We start from the raw sequence: 15,122 nt of genomic DNA on the forward strand, positions 1-15,122 counted from the left end.
AATCAGGCAGAAAACTATCGACAATCAGGCAGAAAACTATCGACAATCAGACAGAAAACCGTCGACAATCAGGCAGAAAACCGTCAACAATCAGGCAGAAAACCGTCGACAATCAGGCAGAAACACCTAATCATTGGGTTAGCGATCCGCCATCGGATGAGTCATTATCCTGTTGCCGGCAGGCAGAGTTCTTGATGTGTTTAGAGTTAAACCTATTGTTGATTTGGAGTCTGACATGCTTCAACTCCCTATTTGAAGAAGATCGTTCTTGTGCAGTTCGGCCAACAGTTTCACACTTTGGCAATGCAAATCGATATGGCGTTGCAGCTTCTCGTAGATGCTATTGATCTCCACGTAGTAAGCGAGGGCAGTTATCTCGCCCTGTTGCAGAGCCTTGGCAAAGAGCGTAAGCGACTCCTGCAACAGTTTTACGTCGCTATGGTCGATGACCTGTTGCAATCCCTGCAACTGCTCATAGCTGGTGCGCAACGTAGCCACGGCCTCATGCTTGGCTTGCGCCACTTGCAATTCGGCGCTCTCCTTGCGCTCGCGTGCTGCCTTCATCTGGCGGCTATTGCTATACAATGGAAAGCTAACGCCAACGAGAACGCCATTGATGGCCTCCCCTTGCTCGGTGTTTCGACGGTAGCCCAATGAGATGTTGGGCAACCACTCGTTCTTCTGAACCTTAAGGTTCATATCGGCGGCACGAAGCGCAGTCTTCGCCACCGCTACGTCGGCGTCGGTGGCAAGGGTCAGAGTGCGATACGATTCAAAGTCGGTTATCTTTGGGAAGTCGGGCAGTTCGGTAGTCGTCACATCAATGGGCTTTCCACCATTGAGCTGCTGAAGCTGTTGAACAAGGGCCGTTCGCTCCCCTTGCGACTCATTGACAAGAGTGCGAACCTCCATACAATCGAGCTTCACCTTATTGAGTTCAAGGGCGTTGGCGTCGCCAGCCTCCATGCGTTTCTCATACATCTGCAGCAGTTTCTCGCTATTGGCCAAACGCTCCTTCAGCATGGCGAGCGTCTGATTGACGCGGATGACATCGATGCAGAGCAACTGCGCCTGAAGCAAGATGTCGCGACGCTGCTTGGCCAAGAGCTGCTCTCCCACCGTCTGTTGCATCTGCGCCTGCTTGTTGCGGGCAGCATATTTCGTGGGGAACTCCATCTCCTGACTAACCACAAGTTCGCTTTCGGCAACGCCTGAGTAGCCATTGCCAAAGAACGGGCTATACTCCACCGATGGGCCAGCGAGCGTATTCGCCGCCTTAAGGTCGAGCACGTCGGCCCGATTGTCGTGTGCGATCGATTGCAGGGTGAGGTTATTGGCTGCGATCTGCTTGAGCACGTCGCCAAGAATGTCGGCTGCGAAAGCCGCGTTACACACGCTGAGTGCCACGATTGTGGCGATTAGATATCTTCTCATAAATGATAGGAACAATGAATGCGTTGAGTAATGTGGAACTGATGAGGCCGCCAAGTATCACCTTTGCCATGGGCGACTGTATCTCGTTGCCCGGCAAGTCGCCGCCGAGAGCCAACGGAACAAGCGCGAGAGCTGAGGTGAGGGCCGTCATGAGGATAGGGTTCAGGCGAGAGAGAGAGCCTTCAATGATGGCCTCACGCACGGTCTTGCCCTCCTCTTGGCGCAAGCGCTTGTACTCGGTGATGAGCAACATACCGTTGCGCGTGGCGATACCAAAGAGCGATATGAAGCCTATGACAGCCGGGATGCTCACCTCGCCAGTGGTGAGCACAATGGCAAAGATGCCGCCTATGAGAGCCAGGGGCAGGTTGAGCAGGATCACTCCGGCTTCCATCGCATTGCGGAACTGCATGAAAAGGAGGCAGAAGATGACCACGATGGCCAAGACACACGTGAGGTAAAGCACCCTGCTGGCGCTCTCTTGGCTCTCAAACTGGCCGCCATACTCCACGTGGTAGCCTTCCGGCAACTGCACTTCGTCGGCCACAACCTGCTTGATGTCGGCCACAACATCGCTCAACGCCCTGCCACTGGTGTTGGCCGAGATAACGATCTTGCGCTGCACGTTCTCGCGGTTGATGGTGTTGGGGCCAGCGCTCGAGACGACATCGGCCACGTCGCTTAAGGGCACCTTGCGCCCATCTTGCGTATCGATGATGAGATTGCTCACGTCATCGTAGTTGGCCGCTTTCACCACGAGGTTGAACGCGCGCCCCGCCTCATAAACTTGCGACACCGTTTCGCCCGCGAGGTTTACCGCCAGGAACTCGTTGAACTCAGGCAGGGTGATGCCGTTGCGCACCAACAACTCGCGCCGCGGTATAATTTTCAGCTCCGGCCGTTCGATCTGCTGCTCCACATTGAGGTCGGCGATGCCCTTTACGTCCTTGCACGCCTCCTTGATTTGGTTGCCAATGGTGAACATGCGGTTCAGATCGGTGCCAAAGAGCTTGATGGCAATGCTTGCCTGCGTTCCCGAAAGCATGGCGTCAATGCGGTGCGAGATGGGCTGTCCAATCTCGATATTGGCGCCGGCGAGCACCGACAGGCGCTTTCTCACATCGTTGAGCACCTCCTCATGACTGCGGTCGCGCAGCTCGAAAGGAGCCTCTATCTCGCTCACGTTGACGCCGAGCGCATGCTCATCGAGCTCCGCACGTCCCGTCTTTCGGGCCACGGTCTTGATCTCGGGCACTTGCAGCAACAGGCGTTCGGCACGTGCGCCAATGGAATCGCTCTCCTCAAGCGATATGCCGGGGAGCGAAGAGATGTTGATGGTGAACGATCCCTCATTGAACTTAGGCAAGAAACTGCTTCCCAAACAGAAGAACACGCCCACCGCCACCACAAACAACGCTACGGTGGCCACGATTACCTTGCGTGTGTTACCCAACACCCAGAGCAACGCATGCTCATAATACTTCTTCAGCCACACGGCCACAAAGGCCTCCTTAGGCATCTCGCCCTTGCTCTTGTTGAGCAGATAGCTACAGAGCACAGGCGTCAGCGTGAGGGCGACAAGCGTCGACGCGAAGAGCGCAGTAACAAAGGCTATGCCAAGGGGAATCAGCATGCGACCCTCCATACCACTGAGGAAGAACAGCGGTGCGAAGCTCACCACGATGATAAGCGTGGAGTTGAGGATAGGCATACGCACCTCACGCGAGGCGTTATACACCAGTTCGATGATAGGCATACGCTCCTCCTCGGGCAAGGCACGGCGCTGCCTGATGTGCTTATACACGTTCTCCACATCGACGATGGCGTCGTCGACCAGCGATCCGATGGCAATGGCCAATCCGCCCAAGGTCATGGTGTTGATGCTGATGCCAAGGGCGTTGAGCACAATCATGGCCACCAGGAACGACAAGGGAATGGTGACAAGCGATATGACCGTGGTGCGCACGTTGGCGAGAAAGACCATCAGGATGATGACAACAAAGATGGCGCCCTCTACGAGCGACTTCTTCACGTTGTCGATGCTACTCTCGATGAAGTCGGCCTGACGGAAGATATCGGTAGACACATGCACATCGGCGGGCAGGCTTTTCTGCAAGTCGGCGAGCGCGCTGTCGATGTGTTGCGTAAGGTCGATGGTACTGGTGTTGGGCTGTTTGGTAACTGTGAGGAGCACAGCGGGATGCGCGCGCTCACTGGCCACTCCGAGCTTGGGCGACTGGTTGCCCACCTTGATGTCGGCCACATCGGCCAATGTGATGACGCTCTCGCCGTTTTTCTTCACGATACATGTGCCCAACTTCTCCACATCGTTGGTTGAGGTGATGCCACGAATGATGTATTCGTTGCCATACTTGTAGCGCACGCCACCGTTGGTGTTGGTGTTCATGCCACGTGTGCTGGCCATGATGTCGGCGAGCGTCACCCCGAAATGCTTCATCCTACCCGGACTGATGAGTATCTGGTACTCCTTGATGTCGCCGCCATGCACGCTCACCTGAGCCACACCGCCCGTGGAGAGGAGCCGCGGACGTATCACCCAATCGGCGTAGGTGCGCAGGTCCTGCTGTGAGGTGTGGTCGCTGGTGAGACTCACGATGAACACCTCGCCGAGGATCGACGACTGCGGCCCAAGCACGGGAGCGCTAACGCCCGCCGGCATCTGCTCACCCACAGAGGCGAGCTTCTCGCTCACGATCTGCCGGGCCAGATAGATGTCGGTGCCCCAATCGAATTCCACCCACACCACAGAGAAGCCATTGGTCGACTGCGACCTCACCCGGCGCACACCGGTGCTACCGTTCACGGCCGTCTCAATGGGGAAGGTTACGAGTTGCTCCACCTCTTCGGTCGCCATGCCCCCGGCTTCGGTCATGATGACCACGGTGGGGGCGTTGAGGTCTGGGAACACATCGACATCGGTCTTGCTGGTAGAATACAAGCCGCCAATGACGAGCAGCACCGACGCCACCAACACCAATATTCTGTTCTCAAGCGAGAATCGTATGATCTTGTTTAGCATATCCTCCTACAATCAATGGTTATGGTTATGCGCCGGGATGGCGTTGGAGGCCGATGCCAATCGCACCTGCACAGCGCCCTTGGTCACCACGCGGTCGCCTTTCTTCACTCCGGTGAGTATCTCCACACGCTCGCCGTCGCTCTCACCGAGCGTCACCTCCTGCTTGCGATAGCCCTCCTCGTCCACCTGGATGTACACGAAGTGGACGCCTTGCTCCTCGGTGAGGGCGCCAATGGGCAGGGTTATGACGTTGGGACGGTTCTGCGTGATGAGGTAAATCTCCGCATAGGAGCCCTGCACCACGTCGCCCGTGTTGTTGAACTCGAAGATGACGGGGATGTATGAGTTGTTGACCTCGGCCGAACGACCATACGACTGTATGCGCCCACCCATGTCGGTGATGTCGTAGAGACGATCGCTGTAGCTCGTGCTAAACTTAGCGCCGCGTATCTTATTGAGCTCATTGAAGTGGCGCTCGGGAATCTCGGCGCGCAGATAGAGGTGCTTGTTCTGCGTGATGATGGCGAGGGGCTGTCCGGCCTCCACATAGTCGCCCCCATTGACGAGGCACTGCTTCAGGTAGCCACCACGCGGAGCGGTCACCACCACTCCACCCGCGCTGCGTGTGCGCTGCACGCTGGTGTAGGTGAGCTTGGCCGCCTCATACTCGGCCTTGGCCACAGCGAGGTCTTTCTCGCTAATAATCTTGTCCTTGATGAGTATCTTCGCGCGGGTGTAGTCGCGCTCAGCGCGCTCATAATCGATGCGTGCGCGCTGCACGGGGTCGCCATCGGCCGCCTGCATACCAGCCGACGTGATGGAGAAGAGCGTTGCGCCCGCGCTCACCTTCAGTCCCTCGCTGACGTGGTTCTTATACTGCACCCGTCCGCTGATGGTGGCCACCACGGTGGTTTCGTCGCACGAGGCCGACATCACCTTTCCGCTGGTGTGGATAACGCCATGGAACACGCCAGGCTTCACCACCTCCACCTGAACGCCAGCGGCACGCGCCTTCTCGGGCGAGAGGATAATCTCGTCGGTATGGGCACCCTCGGCCTCGTGGTCGTGTTGCTCGGTTTCCTCAGCGTGGTCATGGTCGTGATCGTGGTCGAGATGGTCGTGCGAATGGGCTCCGCAAGCGGTCATGCCAGCCACGAAGACGGCCGACAATAGGTAATAAGTGATTCTTCTAAGCATATTTCATTGGTGTTGATTACGTAGTTAAAACCGAATTGGTTGCAAAGATAAAGCAAAAGTCGTGCAACCTTGTTGCAAACATGCCGTCTCACCATCCCTATTGCCAACAAAAAAGCGGAGGCCAACGACCTCCGCTACAATAGTTTTCGATGCTTATTGTCTTACCCTCCTGTGGGTTAGCTCTTATGCGTCATGATGTTGAGCACCATGTCGTCGGTGGCGCACATGGCCTCCTTGCCGATGCTCGTAAGGTTGTGAATGCTTCGGTCCACATCCTTGTCGATGATGCCCTCGGCCTCGGTCACATGCTTTCCCTCGCGCGCCAGCACGGCCGAGAGCAAGGCTGTCGACACGCCCGAACTGATTTTCAGGGCACAACTGGGCTTGGCTCCGTCGCAAATCATACCCGTGAGGTTGGCAATCATGTTTCTCACGGCAAAGCAGATGTCGTTATACTCGCCTCCCATGAGGTAGGTGATGCCGCAGCTCGACCCGATGCTCGCCACCACACATCCACACAACGCCGAGAGCTTGCCGAGGCTCTGCTTGATGTAGATGGCCGTCAGGTGGCTCAGCGTGAGGGCGCGCACCAGCTCCTCCTCGGTGTTCTCGTTCTCCTCGGCATACACCACCACGGGGTTGGTGGCGCAGATGCCTTGGTTGCCCGACCCACTATTGCTCATCACGGGAATCATGGCTCCACCCATGCGCGCGTCGCAGGCCGATGCCGTTTTCGATATGATGCGCGAGAAGATGCTGTCGCCGAAGATGCCCTTGCTCAACGGACGGTCCATGGTCTTGCCGAGGCAATGGCCGTAGTTGCCCTTGAGCGATGCCTGGGCGGCACCCATGTTATAGCGTTTCGACTCGAGGATAAACGCTATCTCATCGACGGGCGACGTGGTGGCAAAATCCCACACGGTCTTCAGGTTGAGCGCCACGCCATGCGTCTCGCCCTCCTCGCCCACACACATACGCTTGTCGAGCAGCACCTGCCCGTTGCGTTCCTCGTAAACGAAGTTGGTGTGGCCACCGGCGATGATGGCTGTTGCCGTGTCGTCGCCCCGCTCACACACCACCTCTATATAAAGCTTCTCCGGGATGTCGTGCTTCAACTTGATGTCGATGTGGTCCTCGCCGATATAGCGCTTGCCCTCCTCGAGGGTCTCGGGTGTGAGGTCCTTGATGACCTCCAACTGATACTCCGACTTACCAACGATGGCTCCCATGGCCACCGCGATGGGCAGGCCGATCATGCCAGTGCCGGGAATGCCCACGCCCATGGCGTTTTTCAGCATGTTGGCCGAGAGCCACACGCGTATCTTCTCGGGTCTGCACCCCAGGTCCTCAGTGGCTCGAGCCACACAGAGCGCCACGGCCATCGGTTCCGTACAACCCACGGCAGGCACCACCTCTTGGTGGATGAGCGCCACGATCTGTTCTCTTATCTCCTTGTCAAGCATATAGTTAAATTTGAGGTTTCGTCCTTTTGGGGTTCTCACGCCATGGCAACGCCGGGCGCGCTTCGGCCCCTACTCCTCGCGGAGCTTTATCTCGCAGTTGTCGAGCGAGTCGATGATGGCGAGGCTCTCGCAGCGTATGCCCTCCTTCTCAATGACCTCCCTGCCGTTCTGGAAGGCTTTCTCGATGATGAAGCCCATGCCCACGAGCTCGGCGCCACTCTGCTTGCAGAGGTCGATGATGCCCTTCGCCGCATTGCCATAGGCCAGGAAGTCGTCGATGAAGAGCACCTTGTCGGTGGGCTGGAGATACTCCTTGGCGATGACCATGTGATACTCGCGCTGCTTGGTGAACGAGAAGACAGTGGTCGAGAGCATGTCGCCCATGGTCGACGGCTTTTTCTTCTTGGCAAACACCACTGGCAGGTCGAGCAGGAAGCCCATCATGATGGCCGGCGCAATGCCGCTGGCCTCAACGGTCAGAATCTTGTTGATGTCCGACGAAGCATAACGCCTGATAAGCTCCACGGCTATCTGCTTCATGAGGTTCGGGTCGAGCTGGTGGTTGATAAACTTGTCTACTTTCAGTATTCCGCCGGGGAAACACTTGCCGTCCTTCAGAATGCGATCTTTCAGTAGTTTCATGATTGGCTTTTTATTATTCGTTTTTTATAATGGGTGCAAACTTACATAAAAAATATGAATAGCCGAACGCTTGCCTTTAATAATATGGGGTTGGACCCCAAAATTTCTGCAAATGGCCCCCTTCGGGTATGGTCTTTTATGCTTACCTTTGCATTCCGAAACAATTCGAAAGGGGCCTTCGCCCCCTCACACATTCTTCTCAGCATGCAGATCGACATTCTTTGGCTTCGCAAATGGTTCAACACGTTCAACCAGCAGTATTTCGACGGCGGGCTGCCCACGCCCCGCTTCCACATTGGCCACTCGCGCACGCAGCTGGGCACCTTGTCGTACAAGCGCAAGCGTGGCCTCATGCGCACGAGCCTCTACGACTTTGCCTTGGGCATGAGCAACTATTACGACCAATCGGAGCACCAGTTTCAGAGCGTGCTTCTCCACGAGATGATCCACCTGAGCATTGCCGCCTCAGGCCTCACCGACACCGCTCCCCACGGCGTGGTGTTCCGGGGCATGATGAGCCGGCTCAACCGCGAGGGGTGGCACATCCATGTCACCACGTCGACACGGGGCATGCAGAAAGCTTACACGGGGTCGGAGCGCGTCATCGGCCAATATCTGGTACTGGCCATCGAGCTTGCCGACGGTCGCCATTTCCTCTCGTCGGTGAGCCCGCGCCATGCGCGAGCGCTGAACGAGAGGGTGCAACGGGCGGGCGAGGTGCGGCGCGCCACATGGTACACCACGTCCGACCCGTGGTTTGCCGACATGCCGAAGGTGCGGTCGCTGAGGGGGCGTCGCGTCAGCGACGAGGTGTTTGCCAACAAGACGGCGCGCATGAAGCCCATTGCGTTCTAACCCCTTGCGGCAGCGTCTCTTCAGCGGGCCTGCGCACGAAAGTCGCTTGGCTTGAGGCCAGTCTTGGTCTTAAACTTGGAGGAGAAATAGTCGGGCGAATCGAATCGGAGGCGATAGGCTATCTGCTTAACGCTCATGTCGGTGGTGGCAAGCAACTCCTTGGCTCGCTGAATGCGCAGCTCCTGCTGGTAAAGGGCTGGCGACACGCCCGCAAACTCCTTGAACAACTTACGAAAATTGCTATAGCTGACGCCCATATCACTGGCTATGTCCTGAATGGTGACGTCGGCCTCCAGCCCGTTGCGGATAAGCAGGCGGGCTTGGTTCACCAGGTCCACATGCTCATGGTTGCGGCTCAACCGCTTGGTTCGCTCCAGCGAGTACATCAGACCCATGAGGTGGTTCACCATGCCCGCCAGCGTTTGCTGCACGTAGGGCGCCTCCACCTGCGCCACGCGCATGGCTTCTTCGTAAAGGTGCAGTATCTCGTCGGAGTAGCCCACGTGGTAAACGGGATGGTCGGGCGAGAGAAATCCGGCCTTCACCCGATGGTCCATGTTGATTCCCTTGAACCCAATCCAATGGCTCTTCCACCCCACCTCGCTGACGGGATGGTAGCTGTGCCACTCCCCAGGGAAGAGCAGAAACATATCGCCCGCCTTGAGGCGATGCTCGCCACCCTGCGCCGAGCGGAACACACCCTCGCCCTCCGACTGGTAGAGCAACTGATACTCGCTGAGCACGCGCCCTTTCTCCACGGCAAAATAGTAGCCATCGGCATGGCCATGGGTGGGATAATCGTCGCCTGGCGCTATCTCCTCGTAGCCCACGGTGCTCACCGTGAGGCCCCACTCGGCATCGCGCTCATTGGCTATCAGGTATTTGCTGGTCTGCATGATAAATGGGCTTTAGGTAGAAATGTGGTTGCGCTATATCGCATTGCAAAAATAACAAAGAATCGACAAACGGCAAAGTCTATGCGCCTTTTTTTCGGTTTTTGCAAGGGCGCGGAGCCCCCCTCATCGGAACCGCGGTGGTACGCGCAGCACTATTGGGTGAACTCCCGACATGGGGTGTTGGGATTTTTGGTGAAAAAGTTGTGTCGCGATTTCGACTGAAATAGCGAATGTAATCGCCGTTGCACGCATGGGAAATCTAAAAAAATGAGCCACCAATTTGCGAAACATGCCTAACCGCGTCTCGGTTAGGCATGTTTCGCACTGCGGTTAGGAAGGTATCGTGCCTCGGTTTGGCATCTATCGCATTGCGAAAGATGGCCTTTCGCAGTGGGGGAAAGGCGTTATGGAGCTACAAACGGGCCTTTTAGATTACAACCTCCTGAATATTAGGCATTTGCAAAATTTAGCGAGAATCGCGTATTTGCGGCCAGCCACTCGCTTGCCGACGAACAAATGTTAAAAACAGGGGATGCTTGTAGTCCTTTTTCGGCAGCCTCCGCCGGCTACACCTCCACCATGATGGCGGCGATGTTCTTCCTCTTCAACGTTTGCACGATGGGCTGGGGGCAGCCTGGGTTGTTTCGATGGGAGGGGCATTATCCCCTAAAAGGCAGCCATATCTTATTTTTGAGTCATCTATCATTAGGAGTGATCAGATCCTCAACTCTGACTGTTTTAGCCTCAGACGGCGTGACAACGAATCTCCCTAATTTTGGAATTTTTCTAACATCGTTTTTCTAATTCGTTCCAATTGGTAATCGTTAAACGATTACACTAATTCGTTAATTAGAGAAATTCATTGTTACCGCGTCTGAGCGTAAATTCTTACGTGTGTCCTTTATCACTCCAAATGTCGGACGAACCTTATTTTTTCTCCTCTATCTTATGGTATTGCTGTGTGCTCTCTGCCTCCACGCGGCGGCGCACTTTCTTGCCTCCTGAGAAATTCCAGGTCACGCCAAACAGGAACGATGTGGGCTTGGTGCGGTTGTGATAATAAGCCGTGACATCACTGCCGTCAGTTCTCCTCTGGCGCCCCTTTGCCCAAAGGGTAGACTCAAGCGACAAGCGCAACTTGTTATGGCAAAAGGTCTTCCAAACGGAAGCGTCTACATTGCCCACGGGTTTCATGTAATAGTGCTCTATGCTGCTTTTCGTTTCCCAGTAGGCATTGAGCGATCCTCCGAAGGAAGGCAAGAAGTTGAAATTGTTGTTCCACCAAAACTTACCGCACCATTGGCCGCTGATGGTTTCCTGCGCTGAGCTGAATCTCACCTGCAGTGCCGCCGCTTGCACTTTCGTTGTCCACCACTTGGTAGGCGAGACGCTCACTTCCACCCTTGCGCCAAACGCCTGTTCATAGTCGCCGTTCTCGGGCTTGGCCCATGTCAGGTTGCCTTCCGTCCTATGGGTGTAGTAGATGGGGTCCAAGATGCGGTCATAGAGCAGTGTGGCTTGGATGTGCTGGTTGAGCGAAAAACCCAGCATGGCAGAGTGCTCCCTGGGGGTGGCCAGTGACGGGTTTCCCGTCGTGTAGTAACCGGGATTGGAATAGACCTTGTAACTGTTGACCACGCTGTAAGGCATGTCGGCAACGGTGTTTTGGTACATCAGCCTCAGTATGGTTCCCTTCTTCGGATTGAGCATCCACACCAGCATGGCCTGGGGGCAAAGGTATGTGTCGGCAAACGTGGTCTCCGCGCCTTGGGTGTCCACCTTCATGTGGTTGCGCTGCAGGGTCAAGCCGGCACTATACATAACCATCTTGTGCCTGCCGGAAAAGTTGGCATAGGCGGAAGGTATGTGTATGTCGACCTTGTTCCCCACGTCGCCTGCCAAGTCGTTGTAATGAATATACTGGTAGCTTGCGCCGGTCTCCAACTTGTTGCCATTGGCGAAGCAGAGCGTGTACTTCGGGGTGAAATGCCACAATTGTGTCTTTTCCCTCGTCTTATCCTCGAATGTGCTGACATCGTTTGTCTCCTCCGTTTGCTTCTTGTGATGGTTTTGCAGCAGATAGTCGGCCGTGACGTCAAGGTTCGAACCTCTGTCATCGGTCGTCAGGACATACTTTGCCACCGTTTGCTGGGCGAAGGTGCTTTCTGGGCCGTGCAGGTAGATCTCGCCCGCTTCCGCGCCTTCATCGCCAAGGATGACGCTGCGCTGCTTGTTCTTGACATCAACGTTGCCTATATACTCCGACACCGCCAACGTGGAACGTTTAGACAGTTCGTAACTGATGTTCAAGCGGGTTCGCAGGTTGTTGCTCCAAGAGCGCATCTTAGAAAAGTAGTCCTTTCGCTGGCCGTCGGCATAGAGATAGCTGTTTGAGGCGTCTTCCAGCAATTCTTGGTTTGAGCAGAGGGCATAGTAGTTGACGCTCCATTTGCCTTGGCTGGCGTTTATCGCAAACACAGGCGTCCCCATGATGTAGCCATACTTCGGCATGACCTCACCTTGGGCTCGCAAAAAGCCTGAGTAGCCTCCGTTCTTTTGCTTCTTCGTCGTGATGCGTATAACACCGCCTTTCGCGTTGGCCCCCTCGCCCACCGTCAGGTAGTCCACTTCTATCTTGTCAATCTGTGTTGGAAGGAGGGCGGCAAACTCTTCCTGCGATGTGATCTTGACGCCGTTGACATAGATGGTCGGTAGATTTCCGAAAAGGTGCACCTTGCCTTCCGACACATTCAGGCCCGGAAGGAACGCCAGCATGTCCTGCATCGTGTTGCTTTTCTCAAGTCCTGTTCCACTGGGTCGCAAGCTGTATCCACGGGCGTTGTTAACGATTCGGTTGCCTTTGACCACCAGCTCGCCCAACAACCGTGAGTCGGCGTCCATCTTGAAGTCGACCACGAGGCTGTCTTGCCCGTCGTGGAGACTGACGTTGGCAAATTGCCGCTTATATCCCAGGCAGTGTGCCGAAACAATGGCATCGCGTTTGTTTGTGCTCACCGCAAAACGCCCGTCTGCGTTTGTGAGGGTGCCTGAAACATAGGCAGAGTCGGGAGCCGACAACAACATGACGGTGGCACCTGCAAGCGGCTGGCCGCCGGCGTCAACCACGCGGCCTTTTACCACCTGCCCTTGGCAAGGCAGCATGCACAAAAGCATGCACACTATTATAAAGCAACAGTTTTTCATGACGATGATATTTAAACAGACAAGCGTCTAACTATGTGTTTGTTTTTTAAAAAGGGTATCAAAAAGATGTGTAATAGCCTGCAAAGGCTGGCTTGTGCAAAGTTACAAAAACACTTGTTAACAACCAATATTTTACAAAAAAAGCGCGCGATTATGTAACAATATGTCATAATTCGTACCTATACGGTTACAAAAGCACGCTTTTATTCAAGTTTCACCCGCTCATTATCTCCGCAATATCAGTCAGTTTTTCATCAATACAAGATTCTCGGAAGTTAGCAAGCTGGTGTAAGATTTCGACTTTCCACAGCCACGACAGGAGTGTTCGGCACTGTGAAAAGGCGCAAAATGAGCCATGCGTTTGCGCCACCTTCCTAAACGAGTCGCGGTTAGAAAGGTGGCGCAAATCGGTTTGGCATCTATCGCATTGCGAAAGATGGCTTTCGTGGCGTGGATAGTTGTAGCTTTTTTCGGCAGCCTCCGCCGGCTACACCTCCACCATGATGGCGGCGATGTTCTTCCTCTTCAACGTTTGCACGATGGCCTTGGCCGTAGCCTGGGTTGTTTCGATGGGAATGGTTTTCTTTTCCGACTTCAAGATGTTGTTGAGGGCCGCCGCCGTGATCGGTTTGCCCGTACGGTTTGTCGAGTTGATGGCGTTGATGATGTCGGCCTTTTGCGACTTGCTGACCTTGGTGAGCAACTGTATGTTGTAGTTGGGTTCGGGCTTCTCGGGTTCGATGGGTTCAGCAGGCTCAATGGGTTTCTCGGGCTCAGCGGGCGCTATAGGTTCAGTCGGTGCGGTGGGGAGTGCTGGCTCGGTGGGTTCAGCGGGTTCAGAAGGTTCGGCCGGCTTCGTGGGCTCGGCGGGTTCGTATTGCTTGATCTCCACCAATTGGTTGTTGAATATCTCGATGAGTTTCGAGATGCCCATCGGCATGTCGGCCGTGGTTACATTGAGGTCCACGTCGATGCATCGCTTGCTCAGGAATTTCTCCTGACTGACGTCGGTTATCTCGGCCGAGTCGCCCGGCGCGGAGTATTTGGCCTTGAGCTCAAGCTTTTCCTCCTTCATACTACTCTCCGTAACGGTGGCCTGGAACCTCAGGTTCACCTGGTCGATTCGCAGATAGGGCACAGGGACAATGCAGAGCAACGGCATAGTGAGTCGGTTGACCACTCCTCCGCTCTCAAAATAGAACGTCATGGTGACAGGCTCAAGGCAACTCTCATCATCGTCTTTCTTCCTAAACACCACCCCGTTGAGATAATCGAGCGTGGCTTGCGCCGCCTCTTCCTGCGCATTGACACAGGCTGAGAGAGGCCCGCCGATGATGCGGTTAAAGTCGAGCTCGCCCAGTGGGGACTTCTGCAGCTCTTTTGGGTCGGTGACACGGGATTGAGGCATATTCGTTGGGGATTAATCGTTCGTGAATGGTGGTTTGCGGCAAACCTGCCTACTCGTCGACCTTTCGGATGCGTAGGCAGCGGGTTCCCGCCAATTGTAACAGGCGCGCCATGCCCCCAGTGGGCGCATCGGCGTAGGCCTTGATGTTTACGCGTATGTTGTTGCGCACGTATTCGCTTCGTTGCAAGTCCTCCAAATCCTCATTGGAAGGCGACAGGCGCACCTTTATTTTTTGTTGAGGATAACACTTGTCCGACATGACGTTTACGTAAAAGGTGAGGTCGGCCTGGCTGATTTGCAAGAAAGGCAACGGCACCAACATCAGCAACGGCACGCGGAGGGTGTAAGGCTCGCCGTCCATTTGGAGCGAGAAGCTCACCATGATGGGCTCAGAGCGGTCGCCGGTGGCGTGGAACGCCGTGCGCTCAATGAGCTCAAGCGATCGCTCAGTGGCTTGTCGTTGCGCCTCAACGCAGTCGGTTAGCGTTTGGCACATCACGTCGTGGAGCCACAAAGCCTCGCCTGTGCTCTTCAATATCGAGGTCTGCTTGTGAGCGTTGGCCTTGTCGTTGCGCAGCAACTCACCGCTTGTCGTTGCGTCGTGGGTCATTTCTTGCGTTTGATATTACGGATTAAATTGCTAAATCTTCTCCCTTTGATACTATCGATGGTCTTCGAAAGCGACTCTGGGTCGTCCGATTTCTCGCTGGCAGATCCGCTTGAGCTTGATGGTGCCACTACTCTTTTGGACCTGTTGGGCATAAGCCTACGGCTTGAGGACGAATTTGATGAAGCCCCACCAGAGGCTGACGATGACCCGCTGGAACCCGAAGACGAGCTGGTGGAAGGCCTGACATAGGTACCGCTGGAACCCGAAGATGAGCCGGTGGAAGGCCTAACGTATTGTCCGGTAGTCGACGATGAGCCTGTGGAAGGCCTGACATAGGTACCGCTGGAACCCGAAGATGAGCCGGTGGAAGGCC

The 15,122-nt window shown here is 55.4% G+C and carries 10 protein-coding genes; 1 reads left to right on the top strand and 9 read right to left on the bottom strand.

Annotation, left to right across the window (positions count from 1 at the left end):
* Positions 1–240 precede the first annotated feature (240 nt).
* The 5 genes from WKK33_RS07365 to xpt form a co-directional block, all read right to left on the bottom strand.
* Positions 241–1,434 carry a TolC family protein gene (locus WKK33_RS07365; protein ID WP_337468504.1) on the bottom strand — a complete coding sequence of 398 codons (1,194 nt, stop codon included), beginning with the start codon at positions 1,432–1,434 and terminating at the stop codon, positions 241–243.
* The gene (locus WKK33_RS07370) at positions 1,388–4,474 is read right to left on the bottom strand and encodes an efflux RND transporter permease subunit (RefSeq protein ID WP_337570605.1); all 3,087 of its coding nucleotides are present in this window, start codon (positions 4,472–4,474) and stop codon (positions 1,388–1,390) included. The genes WKK33_RS07365 and WKK33_RS07370 overlap by 47 nt, the downstream gene beginning before the upstream one ends.
* 12 nt (positions 4,475–4,486) lie before the next feature.
* Complete coding sequence (locus WKK33_RS07375) at positions 4,487–5,671, bottom strand: efflux RND transporter periplasmic adaptor subunit (protein ID WP_337933161.1); 1,185 nt, start codon at positions 5,669–5,671, stop codon at positions 4,487–4,489.
* A gap of 176 nt (positions 5,672–5,847) precedes the next feature.
* On the bottom strand, positions 5,848–7,134 hold the full coding sequence (locus tag WKK33_RS07380; RefSeq protein WP_337933162.1) for an L-serine ammonia-lyase, iron-sulfur-dependent, subunit alpha: 1,287 nt from the start codon (positions 7,132–7,134) through the stop codon (positions 5,848–5,850).
* Positions 7,135–7,203: 69 nt separating this feature from the next.
* Positions 7,204–7,776 (bottom strand): xanthine phosphoribosyltransferase, encoded by a 573-nt coding sequence (gene xpt / locus WKK33_RS07385; RefSeq protein WP_337468500.1) that lies wholly within the window; start codon positions 7,774–7,776, stop codon positions 7,204–7,206.
* Between the two features lie 204 nt (positions 7,777–7,980).
* On the opposite strand from xpt, the gene WKK33_RS07390 reads away from it, so the two are divergent.
* The gene (locus WKK33_RS07390; RefSeq protein ID WP_337933164.1) at positions 7,981–8,631 is read left to right on the top strand and encodes a SprT-like domain-containing protein; all 651 of its coding nucleotides are present in this window, start codon (positions 7,981–7,983) and stop codon (positions 8,629–8,631) included.
* A 20-nt stretch (positions 8,632–8,651) separates the two neighbouring features.
* On the opposite strand, the gene WKK33_RS07395 is transcribed toward WKK33_RS07390, so the two are convergent.
* The 4 genes from WKK33_RS07395 to WKK33_RS07410 all read right to left on the bottom strand — a co-directional run bounded on the left by WKK33_RS07395 (position 8,652) and on the right by WKK33_RS07410 (position 14,749).
* On the bottom strand, positions 8,652–9,527 hold the full coding sequence (locus WKK33_RS07395; protein ID WP_337933166.1) for an AraC family transcriptional regulator: 876 nt from the start codon (positions 9,525–9,527) through the stop codon (positions 8,652–8,654).
* A gap of 927 nt (positions 9,528–10,454) precedes the next feature.
* The gene (locus WKK33_RS07400) at positions 10,455–12,731 is read right to left on the bottom strand and encodes an outer membrane beta-barrel protein (RefSeq protein ID WP_337933168.1); all 2,277 of its coding nucleotides are present in this window, start codon (positions 12,729–12,731) and stop codon (positions 10,455–10,457) included.
* Between the two features lie 487 nt (positions 12,732–13,218).
* Positions 13,219–14,139 (bottom strand): DUF2589 domain-containing protein, encoded by a 921-nt coding sequence (locus WKK33_RS07405; protein ID WP_337570680.1) that lies wholly within the window; start codon positions 14,137–14,139, stop codon positions 13,219–13,221.
* A 49-nt stretch (positions 14,140–14,188) separates the two neighbouring features.
* Entirely contained in the window at positions 14,189–14,749 is a 561-nt protein-coding gene (locus tag WKK33_RS07410; protein ID WP_337568289.1) for a DUF2589 domain-containing protein, read from the bottom strand.
* Positions 14,750–15,122: the final 373 nt, after the last annotated feature.

It is taken from the genome of Hallella sp. (genome assembly GCF_037460745.1).
Classification (GTDB): domain Bacteria; phylum Bacteroidota; class Bacteroidia; order Bacteroidales; family Bacteroidaceae; genus Prevotella; species Prevotella faecis.